Source organism: Micromonospora sp. NPDC005087 (assembly GCF_042872965.1).
In the GTDB taxonomy this organism is placed as follows: domain Bacteria; phylum Actinomycetota; class Actinomycetes; order Mycobacteriales; family Micromonosporaceae; genus Micromonospora.
In genome coordinates this window covers 77,014-95,840 of the sequence record NZ_JBIALB010000007.1, presented here as the reverse complement: position 1 = coordinate 95,840, position 18,827 = coordinate 77,014, and the positions used below count along the sequence as shown (strand labels likewise).

The window sequence follows — 18,827 nt, the reverse complement described above, 5'->3', positions numbered from 1 at the left end:
TCCCGCCGCTGGTGGTCTCCGGCCGGCCCCCAGCCGCCCGGTAGCGCCACGGCGCAGCAGCATACGGCACCGGTGCTCAGATGGCGGGTAGTCCCTGTGGGCCCGCATTGCGCATCGAGCGGGTGAGTTTGCGGTCGTCACTCCACAGGAAACAGCGCACCCCACGGTCACCCTCCTCCCACTCCCGCTGTGACGGTGGGTAGTAGATGGACCCGGCCCGGTACGGCAGGTCGCTGTTGTTCGGCACCGCGGCGTACGTGGCGATCAAGGCCATGCAGCGTTGGTGGGTCTGCTCGGCGGAGCGGGTGAAGTCCGCCCAGCTCATGTCCCGTTCCAGGTAGACGCCGACGAACTCGGCGCGGTGCGGCTCCGTGCAGAGCACCGGCGCCATGTAGTTGAGGTTGTCGCCGATCAGCTTGGGGTCGAAGCACCGGTGCGTCAGTGGTGTGTCACCGATCAACGCGCCGCGCAGGCTGCCGGTGCGGTTCACCGGCCGGGTGTTGTCGATGCTGTCGGTCTCGCTGAGGTCGCAGCGGAACCAGCGCGCGCCGCCGGTCCAGGCGGGTGCGGAGGGCAGCGAGAGGGACAGGGTGAGCCGCGCCGTGTGCCAGTCGCCGCCGAGCACCTCCCGGGCCCGCTGGTCACATTCGGCGCGGGCGGCCCGCAGTGCCTGCGACCCCGGCTGCGGTCGGGTGGCGGCGCGTGCGGCGGGGCCGACGAGGGTGCCGACGTGGATCGCCTCGGCCAGGTGGCTGCGCGCGCAGTCCACCGTCTCGTACGTGCTGGCCTGCACGATGGAGGTGATCCGGGGCAGGCAGGTGTCGGTGGCGGGGGTGAACGGTTTCGGGGTCCGCAGCGCCGGCCAGTCGTCGGTGAGGTCACCGTCGGCGCCTCGCGCCGGCCCGCAGCCGGTCAGCAGGATCGTCGTGGCGCCGGCCAGCGCCAGCGCTCCGAGCCACCGTCGCATCGTCCGCCCTCCCGGGAGCTGGCGACCGGTCACCGCGCCCCGCGGCGAGACCCCGGCGGGCGTGCAGCCTACGGCACCGTCCCGGTTGGAGTGTCGTCGCGTTTCCGTCGATCGGCCAGCCGTTGATGTCTGTTCGTCCGGATTCGGCGGTCCGGACCGGCCAATTCTGCACCACTGGTCACTACTGGATCACAGCGCGTCCCCGATGGTGCCGCGGTGGGGCGGCGGGTTGCCGCGTTCGTACACTGGCCCCGTGACCGTACCGCCGCCCATCGTCGCGCCGAGCATCCTGGCCGCCGATTTCGCCCGCCTCGCCGAAGAGATCCGTGCCGTCGAGGACGCCGCGGACTGGTTGCACGTGGACGTGATGGACAACCACTTCGTGCCGAACCTGACCATCGGTCTGCCCGTGGTGCAGAGCCTGCGCGCCGTCACCGCGCTGCCGTTCGACGTGCACCTGATGATCGAGGACCCGCGTCGGTGGGCCCCCGGCTACGCCGACGCCGGGGCGTACAACGTGACCTTCCACGCGGAGGCGTGCGACGATCCGGTGGCGCTCGCCAAGGACCTGCGCTCCGCCGGGGCGAAGGCCGGTCTCGCCATCGACCGGGACACCCCGATCGAGCCGTACCTGGAGCTGCTGCCCAGCTTCGACACCCTTCTGATCATGACGATCAAGGCCGGTTTCGGTGGGCAGCGGTTCATCCCGCAACTGCTGGACAAGGTCCGCGCCGCCCGGGGGCACGTCGACGCCGGGCACCTGGAGCTGCGGATCGAGGTGGACGGTGGGATCGCCGCCGACACCATCGAGCAGGCCGCCGCCGCGGGCGCCGACGCGTTCGTGGCCGGCACCGCCGTCTACGGCGCCGCCGACCCGGCGGAGGCGGTACGTCACCTGCGGGCGCTGGCGGAACGCGCGGCTCCCGGGGCCTGAGGTGGACCCCGAGGGCGACCGCAAGGACATCATCCTCGTTGTGGATGACGACGAGGACATCGCCCGTTTCGTCGAGTTCAACCTGCGGCTGCACGGCTTCGAGGTGATCCACGCCAGCGACGGCCAGGAGGCCCTCGAGGTCATCGAGCGGCAGCGGCCCGACCTTGCCGTGGTCGACCTGATGATGCCCCGGATCGACGGACTGGAGCTGACCCGGCGGCTGCGCGCCGACCCGATGACCTCCGCCCTGCCGGTGATCATGCTGACGGCCAAGGGGATGACCGTCGACAAGGTGCACGGGCTCAGCGCCGGCGCCGACGACTACCTGGTCAAGCCGTTCGACACCGCCGAGCTGGTGGCCCGGGTCTCGTCGACCCTGCGCCGCAACAAGGAGTTCCGGGAGGTCTCCCCGCTGACCGGGCTGCCCGGCAACAGCCGGATCCGTCGGGAGATCAGCGACCGGGTTCGGCACGGGGTGGACTACGCGGTCGGCTACGTCGACATCGACCGGTTCAAGAGCGTCAACGACCGGTACGGCTTTGTCCGCGGCGACGACTTCATTTCCGCGCTGGCCCGCAGCCTGCACCGCGCGGTGGTGGCGGTGGGCCTGCCCCCGGCCTTCCTCGGCCACGTCGGTGGCGACGACTTCGTCATCGTCTGCGCCCCGGACCAGGTCCGCTCGCTGACCTCCCGGGCGGTGGTCGACTTCGAGAAGGCGGCCGACACGCTCTACGATCCGACCGACCGGGAGCGCGGCTTCGTCGAGCTGAAGGACCGGCGCGGCACGATCCGCCGTGCGGCCCTGGTCACCCTCTCCATCGGCGTCTCCCTCTCCGACGCCGGCAAGCGGTTCACCGACCCGCTCGAGGTGATCGCGGTGGCCTCCGAGATGAAGACGGTGGCCAAGAGCCAGCCCGGGTCGTACGTGGCGGTGGACCGGCGGCGCGGCGTCACGTGAGCGTGATCCGGCTGTGAAGTAGCTCGCCTCGGTAGCGACGGACCCCCGTTTGCGTGTAAGACTGCCGGAGTACCCACCACGCGCTGGCGGGACTCGGTGAAATTCCGAACCGGCGGTGATCCACGGTCCGACCGTGGTAAGCCCGCGACCCGGACGGCTGTGCCGCCCGGTGGACCTGGTGAGAATCCGGGGCCGACGGTTGGGGGCGGTTCGTCCGCGCCCAGACAGTCCGGATGGGAGACAGCGCGCGGGACGGACGGGTCCGAGCCGGCCGCTGGCTTCAGCGTGCCGTGCCGACCCCCCGGGGCGGCTGTGCCGCACCCGGAATCCGCCGCCGCATGCCCTGCGGCCCCATGCCGCCTCCCTGACCGCCCGCGCGCGGACCGGCGAGTGAGAGGGCAGGGACACGGCGATGGCCAGCGTCTCAGTCGATGAGGCGATGCGACGCGCGATCGAGCTGGCGGCGCGCGGGCTGGGAACCACCAGCCCCAACCCAGTGGTCGGCTGCGTGCTGCTCGACGCGGACGGCGCGGTCGTCGGTGAGGGTTTTCACGCCTACGCCGGCGGGCCGCACGCCGAGATCGTCGCGCTCGCCCAGGCCGGGGAGCGCGCCCGCGGCGGCACGGCGGTGGTCACTCTGGAACCCTGCGACCACACGGGCCGCACCGGTCCCTGCAGCACCGCGCTGGTCCAGGCCGGAGTGGGCCGGGTGGTGATCGCCGTACCCGACCCGAATCCGGTGGCCACCGGAGGCGCCGCCACGCTGCGTGCCGCCGGGGTTCGGGTCGACCTGGGAATACGCGGCGACGAGGCCGAGGCCGGCAACGTCGCCTGGTTGACCTCGATGCGCCGGGGCTGGCCGTACGTGATCTGGAAGTACGCCGCCACGGTGGACGGCCGGTCCGCGGCGGCGGACGGCACCAGCATGTGGATCACCTCGGAGGCGGCCCGGATCGACGTGCACGCGCTGCGCGGCACGGTCGACGCGGTCATCGCCGGGATCGGCACGGTGCTCGCCGACGATCCCCGACTGACCGCCCGCAACCTGCGCGACGGCAGCCTGGCCATCCGGCAGCCGCTGCGGGTGGTCGTGGACAGCTCGGGGCGTACCCCGGCCGACGCCCGGGTCCGCGACGGCGCCGCGCGGACCTGGATCGCGACCGCCGCCGAGGTGGGCGCCGGCTCGCACGGCGGGGTGGACCTGCCGGCGCTGCTCGCGGCGCTGCACCAGCGCGGGGTCCGCGCGGTGCTGCTGGAGGGCGGCCCCCGGCTGGCCGGGGCGTTCCTCGCCGCCGGCCTGGTCGACAAGATCGTCGGGTACGTCGCGCCCCGGCTGCTCGGGGCCGGCCCGACCGCCCTGGTCGACGCCGGCGTGAGCACCATCGCTGAGGCAATTGATCTGGAGTTCGTCGACGTTACGCAGATCGGTCCGGATCTCCGGATCACCGCGCTGCCCCGTAAGAGGGAGGGCTGACATGTTCACCGGCATTGTCGAGGAGTTGGGCGAGGTTGTCCGGGTGTCGTCGACGGCGGGCGATTCGGCGCTGGTCGCCGTACGCGGCCCGCTGGTCACCTCCGACGCCCGCCATGGAGACTCCATCGCGGTCAACGGCGTCTGCCTGACCGTGGTGGAGGCGGCGGACGGTGTCTTCACCGCGGACGTGATGGGCGAGACGCTGCGCCGCTCCGCGCTGGGCGCGCTGCGCCCCGGCGACCCGGTCAACCTGGAGCGGGCCGCCGCGCTGGGCAGCCGGCTCGGCGGGCACCTGGTGCAGGGGCACGTGGACGGTGTCGGTGAGCTGATCTCCCGGGAGCCGGCCGAGCAGTGGGAGACGGTCCGGTTCCGGCTGCCCGCCGCCCTGGCCCGGTACGTGGTGGAGAAGGGCTCGATCACCATCGACGGCGTCTCGCTGACCGTTGCCGAGGTGGGCGCCGACGAGTTCTCCGTCGGTCTGATCCCGACCACGCTGAAGCTGACCACGCTCGGCGCGAAGGGCGTCGGCGATCCGGTCAACCTGGAGGTCGACGTGCTGGCCAAGTACGTCGAGCGGCTGCTCGGCGCCCGGCTCACCGACGCCGACGGTCACGGGGTGGCCGCGAGCACGGGCGGGCTGGCCTGATGGGCCCGCTCGGCTGGCTGCTGGACGCCCAGGTGCAGGTGGCCGGCTCGCCGGTGCTGCTCCGGGAGATCGTCGGCAACGTGTTCGGGCTGGTCTCCGCGCTCCTCGGCCTGCGTCGGCTGGTCTGGGCCTGGCCGGTCGGCATGATCGGCAACGCGCTGCTGTTGACCGTCTTCCTCGGCGGGGTCTTCGCCACCCCGCAGGAGCACGACCTCTACGGGCAGGCCGGCCGGCAGGTGTTCTTCTTCGCGGTCAGCGTCTACGGCTGGTGGCGCTGGCGGCGCAACCGCCGGGCCGACGCCGGGCAGGCAGCGGTCGTCCCACGGTGGGCCACCGGGCGGGAGCGGCTGGCGATGCTGCTGGTCGCCGCGGTCGGCACCGCCGCGGCGTACCCGGTGCTCGCCGCACTGGGCTCCTGGGGCCCGCTGCCGGACGCCTGGATCCTCACCGGCAGCCTGCTGGCCACCTACGGCATGGCCCGCGGCTGGGTGGAGTTCTGGCTGGTCTGGATCGCGGTGGACGCGGTCGGCGTGCCGCTGCTGCTGCGCGGCGGGTTCTACCCGTCGGCGGCCATGTACCTGGTCTACGGCGCGTTCTGCGCCTGGGGCTTCGCCGCCTGGTGGCGCACCTCGCGCGCCACCCGGCCCGCCGTCTCACTCCCGCCCACCTACACGGAGGCCGTCGCATGAGCAGCTTCGCGAGCATTGAGCAGGCGGTCGCCGAGATCGCGGCCGGCCGGCCGGTCGTCGTGGTGGACGACGCCGACCGGGAGAACGAGGGCGATCTGATCTTCGCGGCCGAGCTGGCCACGCCGGAGCTGCTGGCGTTCATGGTGCGGTACACCTCGGGCTACATCTGCGTCCCGCTGACCGAGAGCGAGGCCGACCGGCTGGACCTGCCGCCGATGCACCACACCAACCAGGACCGGCGCGGCACCGCGTACACGGTGACCGTGGACGCCCGGGAGGGAATCAGCACCGGCATCTCGGCGGCTGACCGTGCGCACACCATCCGGCTGCTCGCCGACGCGGCCACCGACCCGACGGACCTGGCCCGGCCCGGGCACGTGGTGCCGCTGCGGGCTCGCGAGGGCGGGGTGCTGCGCCGGCCGGGGCACACCGAGGCGGCGGTGGACCTGACCCGGCTCGCCGGGCTGCGCCCCGCGGGCGTGCTCTGCGAGCTGGTGAACGACGACGGCACCATGATGCGGATGCCGGACCTGGAGAAGTTCTGCGCCGAGCACGGCCTCACGCTGATCACCATCGCCGACCTGATCGCGTACCGGCGGCGGAACGAGAAGCAGGTCGAGATGGTCGCCGAGGCCCGGATGCCGACCCGCCACGGGGTGTTCCGGGCGCTCGGCTACCGCGCCGAGCACGACCCTGCCGAGCACATCGCGATGGTCCTCGGTGACCTCGGTGACGGCCAGGACGTGCTGGTCCGGGTCCACTCCGAGTGCCTCACCGGAGACGTGTTCGGCTCGCTGCGCTGCGACTGCGGGCCACAGCTGGACGCCTCGCTGGCCCGCGTCGCGCGGGAGGGCCGGGGCGTCGTGCTCTACGTGCGCGGACACGAGGGGCGCGGCATCGGGTTGCTGCACAAGCTCCAGGCGTACCAGTTGCAGGACCTCGGACGGGACACCGTGGACGCCAACCTCGACCTGGGTCTGCCGGCCGACGCCCGGGACTACGGGACCGGCGCGCAGATCCTCTACGACCTGGGTGTGCGCTCGATGCGGCTGCTGACCAACAACCCGGCCAAGCGGGCCGGGCTGGAGGGCTACGGGCTGACGATCACCGGCCGGGAGGGGCTGCCGGCCGGCGCGCACCCGGAGAACATGCGCTACCTGCGCACCAAGCGGGACCGGATGGGTCACCTGCTGGACGAGTTGGACGAGGTGAGCGAGGCGCCGCTGGGGCGTCCGGTCGCCAACGACGAGATCGGAGCATGACGATGGCGGGTTTCGGTGAGCCGGGGGTCGACGCGGTGGACGCGGCGGGGCTGACCGTCGGGGTGGTGGCGGCCCGGTGGCACGGGGAGCTGACCGACCACATGCTGGAGCGGGCGGTGGCCGCCGCCGAGGCGTGCGGCGCCCGTTCGGTGGTGGCCCGGGTCGCCGGCTCGGTCGAGCTGCCGGTGGTCGCCCAGGCCCTCGCGCGCCGCTGCGACGTGGTGGTCGCGCTCGGCGTGGTGGTCCGTGGCGCCACCGCGCACTTCGACTACGTCTGCCGTTCGGTGACCGACGGGCTGACCCGGGTGGCGCTGGACGAGGGCAAGCCGGTGGCGCACGGCGTGCTCACCGTGGAAAACATCGAGCAGGCCCGGGACCGGGCCGGGCTGCCCGGGTCGGCGGAGGACAAGGGCTGGTCCGCCACCGTCGCCGCGCTCGACGCCGCGCTGGCCGTCCGGACACTCGCCCACAACGGCCAGCGGGTCGGCTTCAGCGGCTGACCGGCCGGCTGGAAGAATCGCGTTCCGTGAAGACGTTCGAGGAGTTGTTCGCCGAGCTGCAGGCCAAGGCCGCCGCCGGCACCCCGGGCTCGGGCACCGTCGCCGCCCTGGACAAGGGGGTGCACTTCATCGGCAAGAAGGTCGTCGAGGAGGCGGCCGAGTCGTGGATGGCCGCCGAGCACGAGGGGCCGCAGCGCACCGCCGAGGAGATCTCCCAACTGCTCTACCAGGTCCAGGTGCTGATGCTGGCCAGCGGTCTCGAACTCAAGGACGTCTACCGACATCTGTGAGTGCCCCACCCGTTGATCGCCATCCGGATCGAAGGAGCACTCCGTCATGCTGCGTGTCGCCATTCCCAACAAGGGCACCCTGGCCGAGCCGGCCGCCCAGATGCTGCGCGAGGCGGGCTACCGCCAGCGCACCGACCCCAAGGATCTCGTCTGCCGGGACGAGCCCAACGACGTCGAATTCTTCTACCTGCGTCCCAAGGACATCGCCACCTACGTCGGCTCCGGTGACCTCGACCTCGGGATCACCGGCCGGGACCTGCTGATCGACTCGGCCGCGCCGGCCGAGGAGGTCGTCGACCTCGTCTTCGGTCAGGCCACCTTCCGCTTCGCCGCCCGCCCCGACGACATCGCCTCGGTACGGGACCTGGGCGGGCACCGGATCGCCACCGCGTACCCGGGGCTGGTCGAGCGGCACCTCGGCGAGCTGGGCGTCAAGGCCGACGTGATCCGCCTCGACGGCGCGGTGGAAAACGCCGTCCGACTCGGCGTCGCCGACGTGGTCGCCGACGTGGTGGAGACCGGCGCCACCCTGCGCCAGGCGGGCCTGGTGGTCTTCGGCGAGCCGCTGCTGCGCTCCTCGGCGGTGCTGGTGCGCAGGGCCGGAGCGCCGGGGCACCCGCAGGCCGAGCAGTTGCTGCGCCGTCTGCACGGCGTGCTGGTGGCCCGCCGTTACGTGATGCTCGCCTACGACGTGCCCGCCGGCCTGCTGGACCGGGCCAGCGGGCTGACCCCCGGCATCGAGTCGCCCACGGTGTCGCCGCTGCACCGCGAGGGATGGGTGGCGGTGCAGGCGATGGTGCTCCGCGACGACGTGCACCGGATCATGGACGAGCTGTACGAACTGGGCGCCCGGGCCATCCTGGTCACCAACATCCACGCCTGCCGCCTCTGACGGCTGCGGTGGCTCGGCGGGTGGTGCGTCGGCCGGGCGGGTGCGAGTGGCAGACTGGCGGGGTGAGTGAAACGGAGCTGGTCCGCCTGAAGCCCCGCCGTATCCGGGTGGTCTGCTGGTCCTCGGCGGTCGCGTTGGTGGTGGTGTTCGCTCTGGTGGCCACCTCGCTGAGCGGCCCGACCGGCAACGGCTACGGCAGTTTCCAGCGCGGCGACCAGGTCGCCATGATCGGTCTGGGCATCTTCGGTGCGCTGGGCTTCCTGCTGTTCACCCGCCCACGGGTGGAGGCCGACGCGCGCGGCGTCCGGGTGCGCAATGTCATCAGCTCGTACACGCTGCCCTGGGAGGTCGTCCGCGGCGTCCGCTTCGATCGCGGCGCGCCCTGGGCGAGCCTGGAGCTGCACGACGACGACCTGCTGCCGATGGTCGCCCTGCAGGCCGCCGACAAGGAACTGGCCGTCGACGGGGTCCGCGCGCTGCGCCGGCTGCACGAGGCGCACCAGAGCCGCCTCGCCGAGCGCGCCTCCGGCCGCTGACCCCACCAGGCCGGCACGATCCGGGCGACAGCACCGAAAGTGTGCGGATTCCCGGTCGGGGATCCGGGTCCGGTTTCGGGTCGGCCGGAGCCCGGGTGTAGAGTTGTCGAGTCGACCAGGCTGTCTCCGCGTGCGAGCAGACAGCCATGAAAGCGGAGCGCCTGCTCCCACCCGAGTCGCCGCTACGGTGGCCGGGTCCGGTCCCCGGTTTCGGGCACGTCCCGGTTCCGGATGCGCGATCCTGTGATCGTGCCGACCGGTCGAGCGGGCCCTGGCATACGCCGGGGCCTTCTGCTTTCCGGGTCGGTTCCCACCCGGGAGCCGCGGGGGTCGGTGACAGAGCAGAAACGACTCGAGGAGGCCCCATCAGCGTCGAACCACGCGTGAACGAGCAGATCCGGGCACGTGAGGTCCGACTGGTCGGCCCCGAGGGTGAGCAGGTGGGCATCGTCCCACTGGAGCGCGCCCTTCAGCTGGCCGCGGACGTCGATCTGGACCTGGTCGAGGTTGCGCCGATGGCGCGCCCGCCGGTGTGCAAGCTCATGGACTTCGGCAAGTTCAAGTACGAGAGCGCACTTAAGGCGCGCGAAGCGCGGCGTAACCAGCAGCAGACCGTCATCAAGGAAATGAAGCTCCGCCCGAAGATCGACCCGCACGACTACGAGACCAAGAAGGGTCACGTGGTGCGGTTCCTCAAGGCGGGCGACAAGGTCAAGGTGACGATCATGTTCCGCGGTCGCGAGCAGAGCCGCCCGGAGCTGGGTTACCGGCTCCTGCGTCGGCTCGAATCCGAGATCACGGAACTGGGATACGTCGAGGCCGCTCCGAAGCAGGACGGCCGAAACATGATCATGGTTCTCGCTCCGCATCGTGCCGTCAAGGCCTCCGCGGTCGCCGCTACGGCGTCCCGCGGTGCACCTCGGGACCGGGCAGGGGACGAGTCCGCCGCTCCGGTAGCCGATGAGACCGCGGCGGTCGGCGAGACCGCAGCAGCCGGTGACACCGGCCTCGCCGCCGATACCAGCGGCGAGTAACAGGGGAGAAGACGTTCCACATGCCGAAGATGAAGAGCCACTCGGGTATGGGTAAGCGGGTCAAGGTCACCGGCAAGGGCAAGATCGTTGCTCAGCAGGCCGGCCTCCGCCACAACCTGGAGAAGAAGCCCTCCACCCAGACCCGCCGGCTGACCGGCACGGTCGTGCTGGCCAAGGCCGACGTCAAGCGCATCAAGAAGCTGCTCGGCCGCTGACGCGCGCCACCTTTACGTAAGAAGGAGTTGAGATGGCACGCGTCAAGCGGGCTGTGAACGCCCAGAAGAAGCGTCGTACCCTGCTGGAGACCGCGAGCGGTTACCGCGGTCAGCGCTCCCGGCTGTACCGCAAGGCCAAGGAGCAGGTGCTGCACTCGATGCAGTACGCCTACCGGGACCGTCGTGACCGCAAGGGCGACTTCCGGCAGCTGTGGATCCAGCGGATCAACGCGGGCGCCCGGGCCAACGGGATGACCTACAACCGTCTGATCCAGGGCCTGCGTCTGGCCGGCATCGAGGTCGACCGCAAGATCCTGGCCGACCTGGCCGTCAACGACGCCGCCGCCTTCGCGGCGATCGTCGAGCTGGCCCGGGCCGCGGTCGCGGCCGAGGGCACCGGCGGCGCGGCGGCCCAGGCCGCCTGATCCCCGCGCACAAGAGCGAGGCGTCTCCCGTGTCGGCACCGCCGTCCGGGGGGCGCCTCGATCGTGCCGGAGGACCGCACACCATGGCCTTCACTCCGCGTACACCCAGGGTGGTCGCCGCCCGCCGGTTGCAGCGCCGTCGGGACCGGGAGGCCACCGGCCGTTTCCTGGCCGAGGGCCCGCAGGCGGTCCGCGAGGCCCTCGCGCGGCCCGAGGTGGTCACCGAGCTGTTCGGTACGCCCACCGCCCTCGACCGGTACGCGGAGCTGGCCGCCGCCGCGGCCCGCGCCGACGTGCCGGTCTCCGAGGTGACCGACGAGGCGCTCGCCGCGCTGGCCGAGACCGTGGCCCCGCAGGGGCTGGTCGCCGTCTGCCGGCACCTGGACGTGCCGCTGGAGCAGGCCCTCGCCGGTACGCCCCGTCTGGTGGCGGTGCTCGCCGAGATCCGTGACCCGGGCAACGCCGGCACCGTGCTGCGCACCGCCGACGCCGCCGGAGCGGGCACGGTGGTCTTCTCCGGCGACGCCGTCGACCCGTACAACGGCAAGTGCGTCCGGGCCTCCGCCGGCAGCCTCTTCCACGTCGACGTGGTCCGGGCCGCCGACCCGGTCGAGGTGGTCGAAGCGCTCCGTACCGCCGGTCTGACCGTGCTCGCCACCACCGGCTACGGCGACAGCGACCTGGACGACCTGGCCGATTCCGGACGGCTCGCCGAGCCCACCGCCTGGCTGTTCGGCTCCGAGGCGCACGGGCTGCCGGAGGAGCTGGCCGCCGCGGCCGACGCCCGGGTCCGGGTGCCGCTGCACGGGCGCGCGGAGAGCCTGAACCTGGCTGCGGCCGCCGCGGTCTGCCTGTACGCTTCAGCGAGAGCACAGCGCTGAGTGTCCACACCGGCGCACCTACCGCAGGGGAGAGCGTCCGTCGATGAACGCGCCACGGCGTTCGTTTAGCCAGCCCGCCGGTGTCGGCGGGCGGCGGGCCTGACCTGCTCCCTGCACGACTCCTACCGGCGGGCTGCGGCACAGCCGCGCGTCCGTAGACTCGCTTAGCCGCCCCGGTGAGGGCTGGCGCCGCCGTGAGGGAGTGCCCGTACGCCATGAGCTACCGCAACGATCCGTACGACCCGAAGCAGGTCGCCCTGCTCGACCCCGCCGCCCTGGCCGCGGCCGTCGCCGACGCCACGAAGGCGTTCACGGCGGCCACCGACCCGGACGCGCTGACCGCGCTGCGCCCCGCGCACCTCGGTGACCGGTCCCCGGTCTCGCTGGCCCGCCGGGAGATCGGCGCGTTGCCACCGGCCGCGAAGTCCGATGCCGGCAAACGGGTCAACGAGGCCCGCCGGGCGATCGAGACCGCCTACGCCGACCGCGCCGAGGTCGTGGAGCGCGAGCAGGCCGAGCGGGTGCTGGTGGAGGAGCGGGTGGACGTCACCCTGCCCTACGACCGACGTCCGCGCGGCGCCCGGCACCCGCTGAGCACCCTGATGGAGTCGATCAGCGACCTGTTCGTCGGGATGGGCTACGAGGTGGCCGAGGGCCCCGAGGTCGACCTGGAGTGGGTCAACTTCGACGCGTTGAACATTCCCGCCGACCACCCGGCGCGCGGGCTGATGGACACCTTCCACATCGCACCGGAGGGCTCCGGCCTGGTGCTACGCACGCACACCTCGACGGTGCAGACCCGCACGATGCTCAGCCGCAAGCCGCCGATCTACGTGATCGTGCCCGGCCGCGTCTACCGCACCGACGAGATCGACGCCACCCACAGCCCGGTGTTCCACCAGGCCGAGGGTCTGGTGGTCGACAAGGGCATCACGATGGCGCACCTGCGGGGCACGCTCGACCACTTCGCCCGCGCGATGTTCGGCCCGGAGGCGAAGACCCGGTGGCGGCCGCACTACTTCCCGTTCACCGAGCCGTCGGCGGAGTTCGACGTCTGGTTCCCGGAGCACCGCGACGGCCCCCAGTGGGTCGAGTGGGGCGGCTGCGGGATGGTCAACCCGCGGGTGCTGCGCGCCTGCGGCGTGGACCCGGAGGTCTACTCCGGATTCGCCTTCGGGATGGGCATCGACCGGACCCTGATGGTCCGGCACGGGGTCAGCGACATCCGCCATCTCTTCGAGGGCGACGTGCGGTTCAGCCGGGCGCTCGGGACCGGGGCGTAGGCGATGCGGGTACGAGACACGGGAACGGTGGTCTGAAGTCATGCGAGTTTCTGTCAGTTGGCTGCGGGAGTACGTCGACCTCCCCGCCGACCTGCCCACCGGTGACCTGGAGCAGGCCCTGATCGACCTCGGCATCGAGGTCGAGTCCGTGGTGGACCTGCGGGCGAGCGTCACCGGCCAGTTGGTCGTCGGCGAGGTACGGGAGATCGAGGAGCTCACCGGCTTCAAGAAGCCGATCCGGTTCTGCCGGGTCGACGTGGGTGACGCCAACGGCACCGGCGAACCGCAGGAGATCGTCTGTGGGGCGCGCAACTTCGCGCCCGGCGACCGGGTGGTGGTGATCCTGCCCGGCGGCGTACTGCCCGGCGGCTTCGCCATCGGCGCCCGCAAGACCTACGGGCACAACTCCAACGGCATGATCTGCTCGGCGAAGGAGTTGGGCCTGGGCGAGGACCACTCCGGCATCATCGTGCTGCCGCCGGACGTGGCGGCCAAGCCGGGCGACGACGCGCGGCCGGTGGTCGGCCTCGACGACGTGGTGCTCGAGCTGGAGATCACCCCCGACCGGGGGTACGGGTTGAGCCTGCGCGGCCTGGCCCGGGAGCTGTCGCACGCCTTCGACGTGCCGCTGCACGATCCGGCCCTGGTGCCCGCGCCGGCCGGCACCGAGGCGCCGGCGTACCCGGTGGAGGTGCGCGACCCGGTCGGCTGCGACCGTTTCGCCGCCCGCCTGGTCCGCGGCGTCGACCCGACGGCGCCCACGCCGTCGTGGATGCAGCAGCGGCTCGTCACCGCGGGCATCCGCAGCATCTCGCTGCCGGTCGACATCACGAACTACGTGATGCTGGAGCTGGGCCAGCCGATGCACGCCTTCGACGCCGACCGGATCGCCGGGCCGCTGGTGGTCCGCCGCGCCGAGCCGGGGGAGAAGCTGACCACCCTGGACGGGGTGCAGCGGGTGCTCGCCGGCGACGACATGGTGATCTGCGACGACACTGGCCCGATCTCGCTGGCCGCGGTGATGGGCGGTGAGACCAGTGAGGTCATCGCCGGCACCACCAGCGTGCTCTTCGAGGCGGCACACTGGGACCCGGCGATGGTCGGGCGCACCGCCCGCCGGCACAAGCTGTTCAGCGAGGCCGCGAAGCGCTGGGAGCGGGGCGTCGACCCGGCCCTGCCGCTGGTCGCGCTGGAGCGGGCCGTTCGGCTGCTCACCGAGCACGGTGGCGGCACCCCGGGTGCGGAGATCCTGGACATCGACCACGTCCGTCCGCGTACCCCGATCACCCTGCCGGCGGACCTGCCGACCCGGCGGGTCGGCGTCGAGTACCCGCCGGCGCGGGTGGTCGCCCTGCTGGAGCGGGTCGGCTGCACGGTGGCGCAGGGCGCCGACCGGTTGGCCGAGGACCCGGGCGCGGTCGGCGTCGCCAGCGGCGCCGGGGTGGCGCTCAGCGTCACGCCACCCAGCTGGCGGCCCGACCTGACCGACCCGGCTGACCTGGTCGAGGAGGTGGTCCGCCTCGACGGGTACGACCGGGTGCCGTCGGTGCTGCCGACCGCGCCGCCGGGCCGTGGGTTGACCCCGCGGCAGCGCCGGCGCCGGGCGGTCGCCGGGTCGTTGGCCGAGCGGGGGTACGTGGAGGTGCTCGCGCACCCGTTCGTGTCGCCGGAGCTGGCCGACCTGCTCGGCCTGCCGGCCGACGACCCGCGCCGGCCGGCGGTGCGGCTGGCCAACCCCCTGTCCGAGGAGGAGCCGCTGCTGCGCACCACGCTGCTCGGCCCGCTGCTCGGCATTCTCAAGCGCAACCTCGGCCGGGGGCACCGTGACGTGGCGCTCTACGAGATCGGGGCGGTGTTCCACCCGCGCGTCGGGGCTGGCAGCCCGCCGGCGATGGGCGTGGACCGGCGCCCCACCGACGAGGAGTTCGCGGCCGCCGACGCGGTGGTGCCGGCGCAGCCCGTGCACGTCGCGGTGGTGGTGACCGGTGACCTCGACCCGGCCGGCTGGTGGGGTCCGGGCCGGGCGGCCGGCTGGGCGGACGCCATCGAGGCGGCCCGCGACGTGCTGGCCGCCGTCGGCATCCCCGACGAGCGGGTCGAGGTGAGTGCCGCCGAGTACGCCCCGTGGCACCCCGGCCGCTGCGCCGAGCTGCGGGTCGACGGCACGGTCGTCGGGCACGCCGGCGAGCTGCACCCCGCGGTGGTGGCGGCGCTGGAACTGCCCCGCCGGACCTGCGCGATGGAGCTGTCCCTGGACGCGCTGCCGTCCGCCCCGGTGACGCCCGCCCCGGCGGTGTCCGGCTTCCCGCCGGCGCTGATCGACGTGGCGCTGGTGGTGGACGGGTCGGTGCCGGCGGAGCAGGTGCGCCGGGCGCTGGAGGCGGGCGCCGGGGAGCTGCTGGAGGACGTGCGGCTGTTCGACGTGTACTCCAGTGAGCAGCTCGGCGCGGGTCGCCGGTCGCTGGCGTACAAGCTCACCTTCCGCGCACCGGACCGGACGCTCACCGTCGAGGAGGCGGTGGCCGCCCGGGACGCGGCGGTGGCCGTGGCCGCCGAGCGCTTCGGCGCCACCCTGCGCGGCGCCTGACCGGTGCTGGGATGGCTCGCGGTGGCCGCCGTGCTCGCGGTGGCCACCGCCGGCCTGCTCTGGGCCCGCCGGCACCTGCTGCTGGTCGCGGTGGTGGGGCGCAGCATGGAGCCGACGCTGCGCTCCGGTGACCGGGTGCTGGCCCGGCGGCTGCCGCTGGCCCGGGTCCGCCCCGGCGACGTGGTCGTGGTGGTGGCCCCGGCCAGGATGACCGCCGGTCACCCCACCCGTCCGGACGCGCCGGGCGGGCCCGGCCTGCTGATCAAGCGGGCGCACGCGGTGCCGGGCGATCCGGTGCCGGTGGACCGGGTGCCGCTGCTGCGCCAGGGCGGTGAGCGGGTGGTGCCGACGGGGCGGCTGGTCGTGCTCGGTGACAACGCCGCAGAGCTACGACTCCCGCGAGTGCGGCTACATCCCCGAGCCGGACGTGCTCGGGGTGGTGGTCCGGCCGCGCCTGCGCGCGGACTGACCGCCGGCGTACGCGGCGGCTCGCTACGCATGACGGCGTGCCGCCCAGCCGAGGGCCGGACGCCACGCCGTCACCGCCTCAGCAGAGAGCGGTCATCGTGCTCGCGCCAGCGCTGCAGTAGTACCCGCAGCTGCCGCAGAACGTCTTGCAGCCCAAATTCTGGCTGCACCGCTTGAAGTAACCCGCCATGGTCGGCGGGCAGCCGGACCGGTTCGTCGGGGGAGTTCAGCAGGTGGCGCAGCTGGCTGGCGTGGCTGCGCAGATTCGCCACCGCCGAAGCGGGTGCCCGCTCACCCCACAGCTCCTCCCGCAGCCGTTCGACGGGGACCGCCGTGCCGGCGTGCAGCAGCAGGGTGACCAGCAGGGCGGTGGGTCGGCCGGCCGGCGTCCGTACGGGCTGACCGTCGCGGCGTATCCGAACCGGACCGAGGATCTCGAACGACAGGCCCACTGCGTCCTCCGTCGGGTGCCCCCGTGGGCCGGACGGGCCGGCCCCACCACCGTCAGGCAGTCATGTTAGTCGATTTAACGAAGGTTCAGGTGCGGTCGGGACGACGGATCCGTCGATGCGCCGGCGGACCGCGGGCCGTGCCGCGGCTCCCGAGGGCGCTCAGCCCGTCGCGCTACGTCACCGGCTGCGTTCACCGCGGGGGCTATCGGCCGAAAGGGCACCGGCCTCGGCATGTTTGGCTACCCGCGAGTCACCTCCGAGCGGTTAGCCTGCTTGGATTCCGGCGACCACCGGAACACACCCCCACCACCCCCATGGGAGTTGATCCATGTTCGAGGATCAGGCCGCGCAGGTCACGACGGCCGACGTCTGCATCGTCGGTGGCTGCGGTCGGGTGGGTCTGCCGCTGGGCATCGCCTTCGCCGCCCGCGGCCTCTCCGTGGTTCTGTACGACATCAACGCCGAAGCGGTGGCCACGGTGAACTCGGCGCAGCTCCCGTTCGCCGAGCCCGGTGCGGCGGAGCCGCTGGCGGAGGCGGTCGCCGCCGGGCGACTGCGGGCGACGACCGATCCGGCCAGCGTGGGCGGCTCCGAGCACCTGGTGGTGGTCGTCGGCACGCCGGTGGACGAGCACCTCAACCCGGACCTCGGCGCGGTGCCCCGGGCCTTGGAGCGGTGCGCCGAGCACCTGCGCGACGGGCAACTCGTGGTGCTCCGCAGCACCGTCTACCCGGGAGTGACGGCGCTGACCGAGAAGCTGCTGGTCGGCAAGGGCATCCGGGCCGACGTGGCGTTCTGTCCGGAGCGGATCGCCGAGGGCCGGGCGATGACCGAGCTGTTCGCGCTGCCGCAGATCGTGGCGGCCCGGACGCCGGCGGCGCTGGCCCGGGCCGAGAAGCTCTTCCGGCACCTGACCGAGGAGATCGTGCCGCTGGAGCCGGAGGAGGCGGAGCTGGCGAAGCTGTTCACCAACACCTGGCGCTACATCAAGTTCGCCACCGCCAACCAGTTCTGGATGATGGCCAACGACTTCGGGCTCGACTTCGCCCGGATCCGGCACGCCGTGGCGTACGACTACCCGCGCGCGGCGGACCTGCCGATGCCGGGCTTCGCCGCCGGGCCGTGCCTGTTCAAGGACACCATGCAGCTGGCCGCGTTCAACCGCAACAACTTCGTCCTCGGCCACTCGGCCATGCTGATCAACGAGGGGCTGCCGCTTTACCTGGTGTCCCGGTTGGAGGACCGGTTCGACCTGTCTGAGATGACCGTCGGGATCCTCGGCATGGCGTTCAAGGGTGGTAGCGACGACCCGCGGGAGAGCCTGGCGTACAAGCTGCGCAAGATTCTGGCGTTGAAGACCCGGGAGACGCTCTGCACCGACCCGTACGTGGTCGACGAGCGCTTCGTCGACCTGGACGAGGTGCTGCGCCGGGCCGACCTGCTGGTCATCGCCGCCCCGCACGAGCAGTACGCGCGGCTGGAGACCGACACCCCACTGATCGACATGTGGGGGCTGACCGGGCAGGGAGTGCGGGTATGACGCCGCGGGTGTCGGTCATCGTCCCGGTCTACAACGAGGGCGAGGCGATCGTCCGCTGCCTTGAGCGGATGCTGCGGGAGATGCTGCTCCCGGCCGAGGTGCTCATCGTGCACGACATGCCGGAGGACACGACAGTTCCGTACGCCGAGCAGATCGCCCGGCAGGATCCCCGGGTCCGGGCCGTGCTCAACACCTACGGTCGGGGGCCGGCGAACGCGATCCGGTTCGGCGTCGACGCGGCCCAGGCTCCCGTCGTGGTGGTCACCATGGCCGACGGCTGCGACGACCCGCGCCAGATCGACGAGCTGGCCCGGCTGGTGGACCGGGGCGTGGTGGTGGCCGCCGCCTCCCGGTACATGCCGGGCGGGCAGCAGGTGGGCGGGCCGCGGCTGAAGCGGATGATGTCCCGGTGGGCCGGGCGCAGCCTCTACACCTTCGCCCGGGTCGGCACCCGCGACGCCACCAACAGCTTCAAGGCGTACGACACGGCCTTCGTCCGCGAGGTGGGCATCGAGTCCCGGACCGGGTTCGAAATCGGCCTGGAGTTGACCGCCAAGGCCACCCGGCTGCGGCTGCCGGTGGCCGAGATCCCGACCATCTGGCTGGACCGGCCGCTGGGCGAGTCCCACTTCGACCTGGGCCGGTTCCTCCCCGGGTATCTGCGGTGGTACTTCTTCGCCTACGGTCGGCGGCTGGGCCGGGCGAAGCCCGTCGCGGGCACCGTCACGGCGGACGTACCGGCCCCGCGCGACCCGCAGGACAACAGCACCGAGTACGAGAAAACCGCTTAGGAG

20 protein-coding genes, 1 pseudogene and 1 riboswitch are annotated in these 18,827 nt (G+C 72.7%); of the genes and pseudogenes, 19 read left to right on the top strand and 2 right to left on the bottom strand.

Going from position 1 to position 18,827, the window contains the following annotated elements; all coding sequences use genetic code 11:
• Positions 1 to 76: 76 nt before the first annotated feature.
• On the bottom strand, positions 77 to 967 hold the full coding sequence (locus ACFYPS_RS18190) for a septum formation family protein (RefSeq protein WP_354964248.1): 891 nt from the start codon (positions 965 to 967) through the stop codon (positions 77 to 79).
• A 253-nt stretch (positions 968 to 1,220) separates the two neighbouring features.
• Here ACFYPS_RS18190 and rpe point away from each other — a divergent pair, with 253 nt between their 5' ends.
• The 17 genes and pseudogenes from rpe to ACFYPS_RS18105 all read left to right on the top strand — a co-directional run.
• On the top strand, positions 1,221 to 1,901 hold the full coding sequence (gene rpe / locus ACFYPS_RS18185; protein WP_354964249.1) for a ribulose-phosphate 3-epimerase: 681 nt from the start codon (positions 1,221 to 1,223) through the stop codon (positions 1,899 to 1,901).
• Position 1,902: 1 nt separating this feature from the next.
• On the top strand, positions 1,903 to 2,859 hold the full coding sequence (locus ACFYPS_RS18180; RefSeq protein WP_354964250.1) for a response regulator: 957 nt from the start codon (positions 1,903 to 1,905) through the stop codon (positions 2,857 to 2,859).
• Positions 2,860 to 2,937: 78 nt separating this feature from the next.
• A riboswitch (FMN riboswitch) is annotated at positions 2,938 to 3,108 on the top strand.
• Positions 3,109 to 3,271: 163 nt separating this feature from the next.
• A complete protein-coding gene (ribD, locus tag ACFYPS_RS18175; protein WP_354964251.1) occupies positions 3,272 to 4,333 on the top strand; it encodes a bifunctional diaminohydroxyphosphoribosylaminopyrimidine deaminase/5-amino-6-(5-phosphoribosylamino)uracil reductase RibD in 1,062 nt (353 codons plus the stop codon).
• Between the two features lies 1 nt (position 4,334).
• Complete coding sequence (locus ACFYPS_RS18170; protein WP_354964252.1) at positions 4,335 to 4,979, top strand: riboflavin synthase; 645 nt, start codon at positions 4,335 to 4,337, stop codon at positions 4,977 to 4,979.
• A complete protein-coding gene (gene pnuC, locus ACFYPS_RS18165) occupies positions 4,979 to 5,668 on the top strand; it encodes a nicotinamide riboside transporter PnuC (RefSeq protein WP_354964253.1) in 690 nt (229 codons plus the stop codon). Before ACFYPS_RS18170 ends, pnuC begins: the two co-directional genes overlap by 1 nt.
• Positions 5,665 to 6,930, top strand: a complete 1,266-nt coding sequence (locus ACFYPS_RS18160) for a bifunctional 3,4-dihydroxy-2-butanone-4-phosphate synthase/GTP cyclohydrolase II (protein ID WP_354964254.1) — start codon at positions 5,665 to 5,667, stop codon at positions 6,928 to 6,930. Before pnuC ends, ACFYPS_RS18160 begins: the two co-directional genes overlap by 4 nt.
• A gap of 2 nt (positions 6,931 to 6,932) precedes the next feature.
• A complete protein-coding gene (gene ribH, locus ACFYPS_RS18155; RefSeq protein ID WP_354964339.1) occupies positions 6,933 to 7,430 on the top strand; it encodes a 6,7-dimethyl-8-ribityllumazine synthase in 498 nt (165 codons plus the stop codon).
• 8 nt (positions 7,431 to 7,438) lie between these two features.
• Entirely contained in the window at positions 7,439 to 7,720 is a 282-nt protein-coding gene (locus ACFYPS_RS18150; protein ID WP_197701276.1) for a phosphoribosyl-ATP diphosphatase, read from the top strand.
• A gap of 46 nt (positions 7,721 to 7,766) precedes the next feature.
• Positions 7,767 to 8,612 (top strand): ATP phosphoribosyltransferase, encoded by an 846-nt coding sequence (gene hisG, locus ACFYPS_RS18145; RefSeq protein WP_354964255.1) that lies wholly within the window; start codon positions 7,767 to 7,769, stop codon positions 8,610 to 8,612.
• A 62-nt stretch (positions 8,613 to 8,674) separates the two neighbouring features.
• Positions 8,675 to 9,148, top strand: coding sequence for a PH domain-containing protein (locus tag ACFYPS_RS18140; RefSeq protein ID WP_354964256.1), 474 nt, complete (start codon positions 8,675 to 8,677; stop codon positions 9,146 to 9,148).
• A gap of 383 nt (positions 9,149 to 9,531) precedes the next feature.
• Entirely contained in the window at positions 9,532 to 10,182 is a 651-nt protein-coding gene (gene infC, locus ACFYPS_RS18135; RefSeq protein ID WP_354964257.1) for a translation initiation factor IF-3, read from the top strand.
• A 20-nt stretch (positions 10,183 to 10,202) separates the two neighbouring features.
• Positions 10,203 to 10,397 (top strand): 50S ribosomal protein L35, encoded by a 195-nt coding sequence (gene rpmI / locus ACFYPS_RS18130; protein ID WP_354964258.1) that lies wholly within the window; start codon positions 10,203 to 10,205, stop codon positions 10,395 to 10,397.
• Between the two features lie 32 nt (positions 10,398 to 10,429).
• On the top strand, positions 10,430 to 10,822 hold the full coding sequence (gene rplT, locus ACFYPS_RS18125) for a 50S ribosomal protein L20 (RefSeq protein WP_030335718.1): 393 nt from the start codon (positions 10,430 to 10,432) through the stop codon (positions 10,820 to 10,822).
• A gap of 83 nt (positions 10,823 to 10,905) precedes the next feature.
• Positions 10,906 to 11,703 carry a TrmH family RNA methyltransferase gene (locus ACFYPS_RS18120; protein ID WP_387325645.1) on the top strand — a complete coding sequence of 266 codons (798 nt, stop codon included), beginning with the start codon at positions 10,906 to 10,908 and terminating at the stop codon, positions 11,701 to 11,703.
• 215 nt (positions 11,704 to 11,918) lie between these two features.
• Positions 11,919 to 12,986, top strand: coding sequence for a phenylalanine--tRNA ligase subunit alpha (gene pheS, locus ACFYPS_RS18115; protein ID WP_354964260.1), 1,068 nt, complete (start codon positions 11,919 to 11,921; stop codon positions 12,984 to 12,986).
• 40 nt (positions 12,987 to 13,026) lie between these two features.
• On the top strand, positions 13,027 to 15,573 hold the full coding sequence (gene pheT, locus ACFYPS_RS18110; RefSeq protein ID WP_354964261.1) for a phenylalanine--tRNA ligase subunit beta: 2,547 nt from the start codon (positions 13,027 to 13,029) through the stop codon (positions 15,571 to 15,573).
• A gap of 3 nt (positions 15,574 to 15,576) precedes the next feature.
• Positions 15,577 to 15,867: pseudogene (locus ACFYPS_RS18105) on the top strand (S26 family signal peptidase); the annotation flags it as partial.
• Positions 15,868 to 16,112: 245 nt separating this feature from the next.
• On the opposite strand, the gene ACFYPS_RS18100 reads toward ACFYPS_RS18105, so the two are convergent.
• On the bottom strand, positions 16,113 to 16,493 hold the full coding sequence (locus ACFYPS_RS18100) for a winged helix-turn-helix domain-containing protein (protein WP_354964262.1): 381 nt from the start codon (positions 16,491 to 16,493) through the stop codon (positions 16,113 to 16,115).
• Positions 16,494 to 16,821: 328 nt separating this feature from the next.
• Between ACFYPS_RS18100 and ACFYPS_RS18095 the strand changes: the two genes are divergently transcribed.
• Entirely contained in the window at positions 16,822 to 18,033 is a 1,212-nt protein-coding gene (locus ACFYPS_RS18095; RefSeq protein WP_354964263.1) for a nucleotide sugar dehydrogenase, read from the top strand.
• Positions 18,030 to 18,824, top strand: coding sequence for a glycosyltransferase family 2 protein (locus tag ACFYPS_RS18090; RefSeq protein ID WP_354964264.1), 795 nt, complete (start codon positions 18,030 to 18,032; stop codon positions 18,822 to 18,824). Before ACFYPS_RS18095 ends, ACFYPS_RS18090 begins: the two co-directional genes overlap by 4 nt.
• Positions 18,825 to 18,827: the final 3 nt, after the last annotated feature.

Coding starts and splice junctions, on each gene's coding strand:
- ACFYPS_RS18190 (WP_354964248.1), bottom strand. CDS start 967: ATGCGACGGTGGCTCGGAGCGCTGGCGCTGGCCGGCGCCACGACGATC.
- pheS (WP_354964260.1), top strand. CDS start 11,919: ATGAGCTACCGCAACGATCCGTACGACCCGAAGCAGGTCGCCCTGCTC.
- ribH (WP_354964339.1), top strand. CDS start 6,933: ATGGCGGGTTTCGGTGAGCCGGGGGTCGACGCGGTGGACGCGGCGGGG.
- pheT (WP_354964261.1), top strand. CDS start 13,027: ATGCGAGTTTCTGTCAGTTGGCTGCGGGAGTACGTCGACCTCCCCGCC.
- ribD (WP_354964251.1), top strand. CDS start 3,272: ATGGCCAGCGTCTCAGTCGATGAGGCGATGCGACGCGCGATCGAGCTG.
- ACFYPS_RS18120 (WP_387325645.1), top strand. CDS start 10,906: ATGGCCTTCACTCCGCGTACACCCAGGGTGGTCGCCGCCCGCCGGTTG.
- ACFYPS_RS18170 (WP_354964252.1), top strand. CDS start 4,335: ATGTTCACCGGCATTGTCGAGGAGTTGGGCGAGGTTGTCCGGGTGTCG.
- ACFYPS_RS18160 (WP_354964254.1), top strand. CDS start 5,665: ATGAGCAGCTTCGCGAGCATTGAGCAGGCGGTCGCCGAGATCGCGGCC.
- hisG (WP_354964255.1), top strand. CDS start 7,767: ATGCTGCGTGTCGCCATTCCCAACAAGGGCACCCTGGCCGAGCCGGCC.
- rplT (WP_030335718.1), top strand. CDS start 10,430: ATGGCACGCGTCAAGCGGGCTGTGAACGCCCAGAAGAAGCGTCGTACC.
- ACFYPS_RS18095 (WP_354964263.1), top strand. CDS start 16,822: ATGTTCGAGGATCAGGCCGCGCAGGTCACGACGGCCGACGTCTGCATC.
- pnuC (WP_354964253.1), top strand. CDS start 4,979: ATGGGCCCGCTCGGCTGGCTGCTGGACGCCCAGGTGCAGGTGGCCGGC.
- ACFYPS_RS18090 (WP_354964264.1), top strand. CDS start 18,030: ATGACGCCGCGGGTGTCGGTCATCGTCCCGGTCTACAACGAGGGCGAG.
- rpmI (WP_354964258.1), top strand. CDS start 10,203: ATGCCGAAGATGAAGAGCCACTCGGGTATGGGTAAGCGGGTCAAGGTC.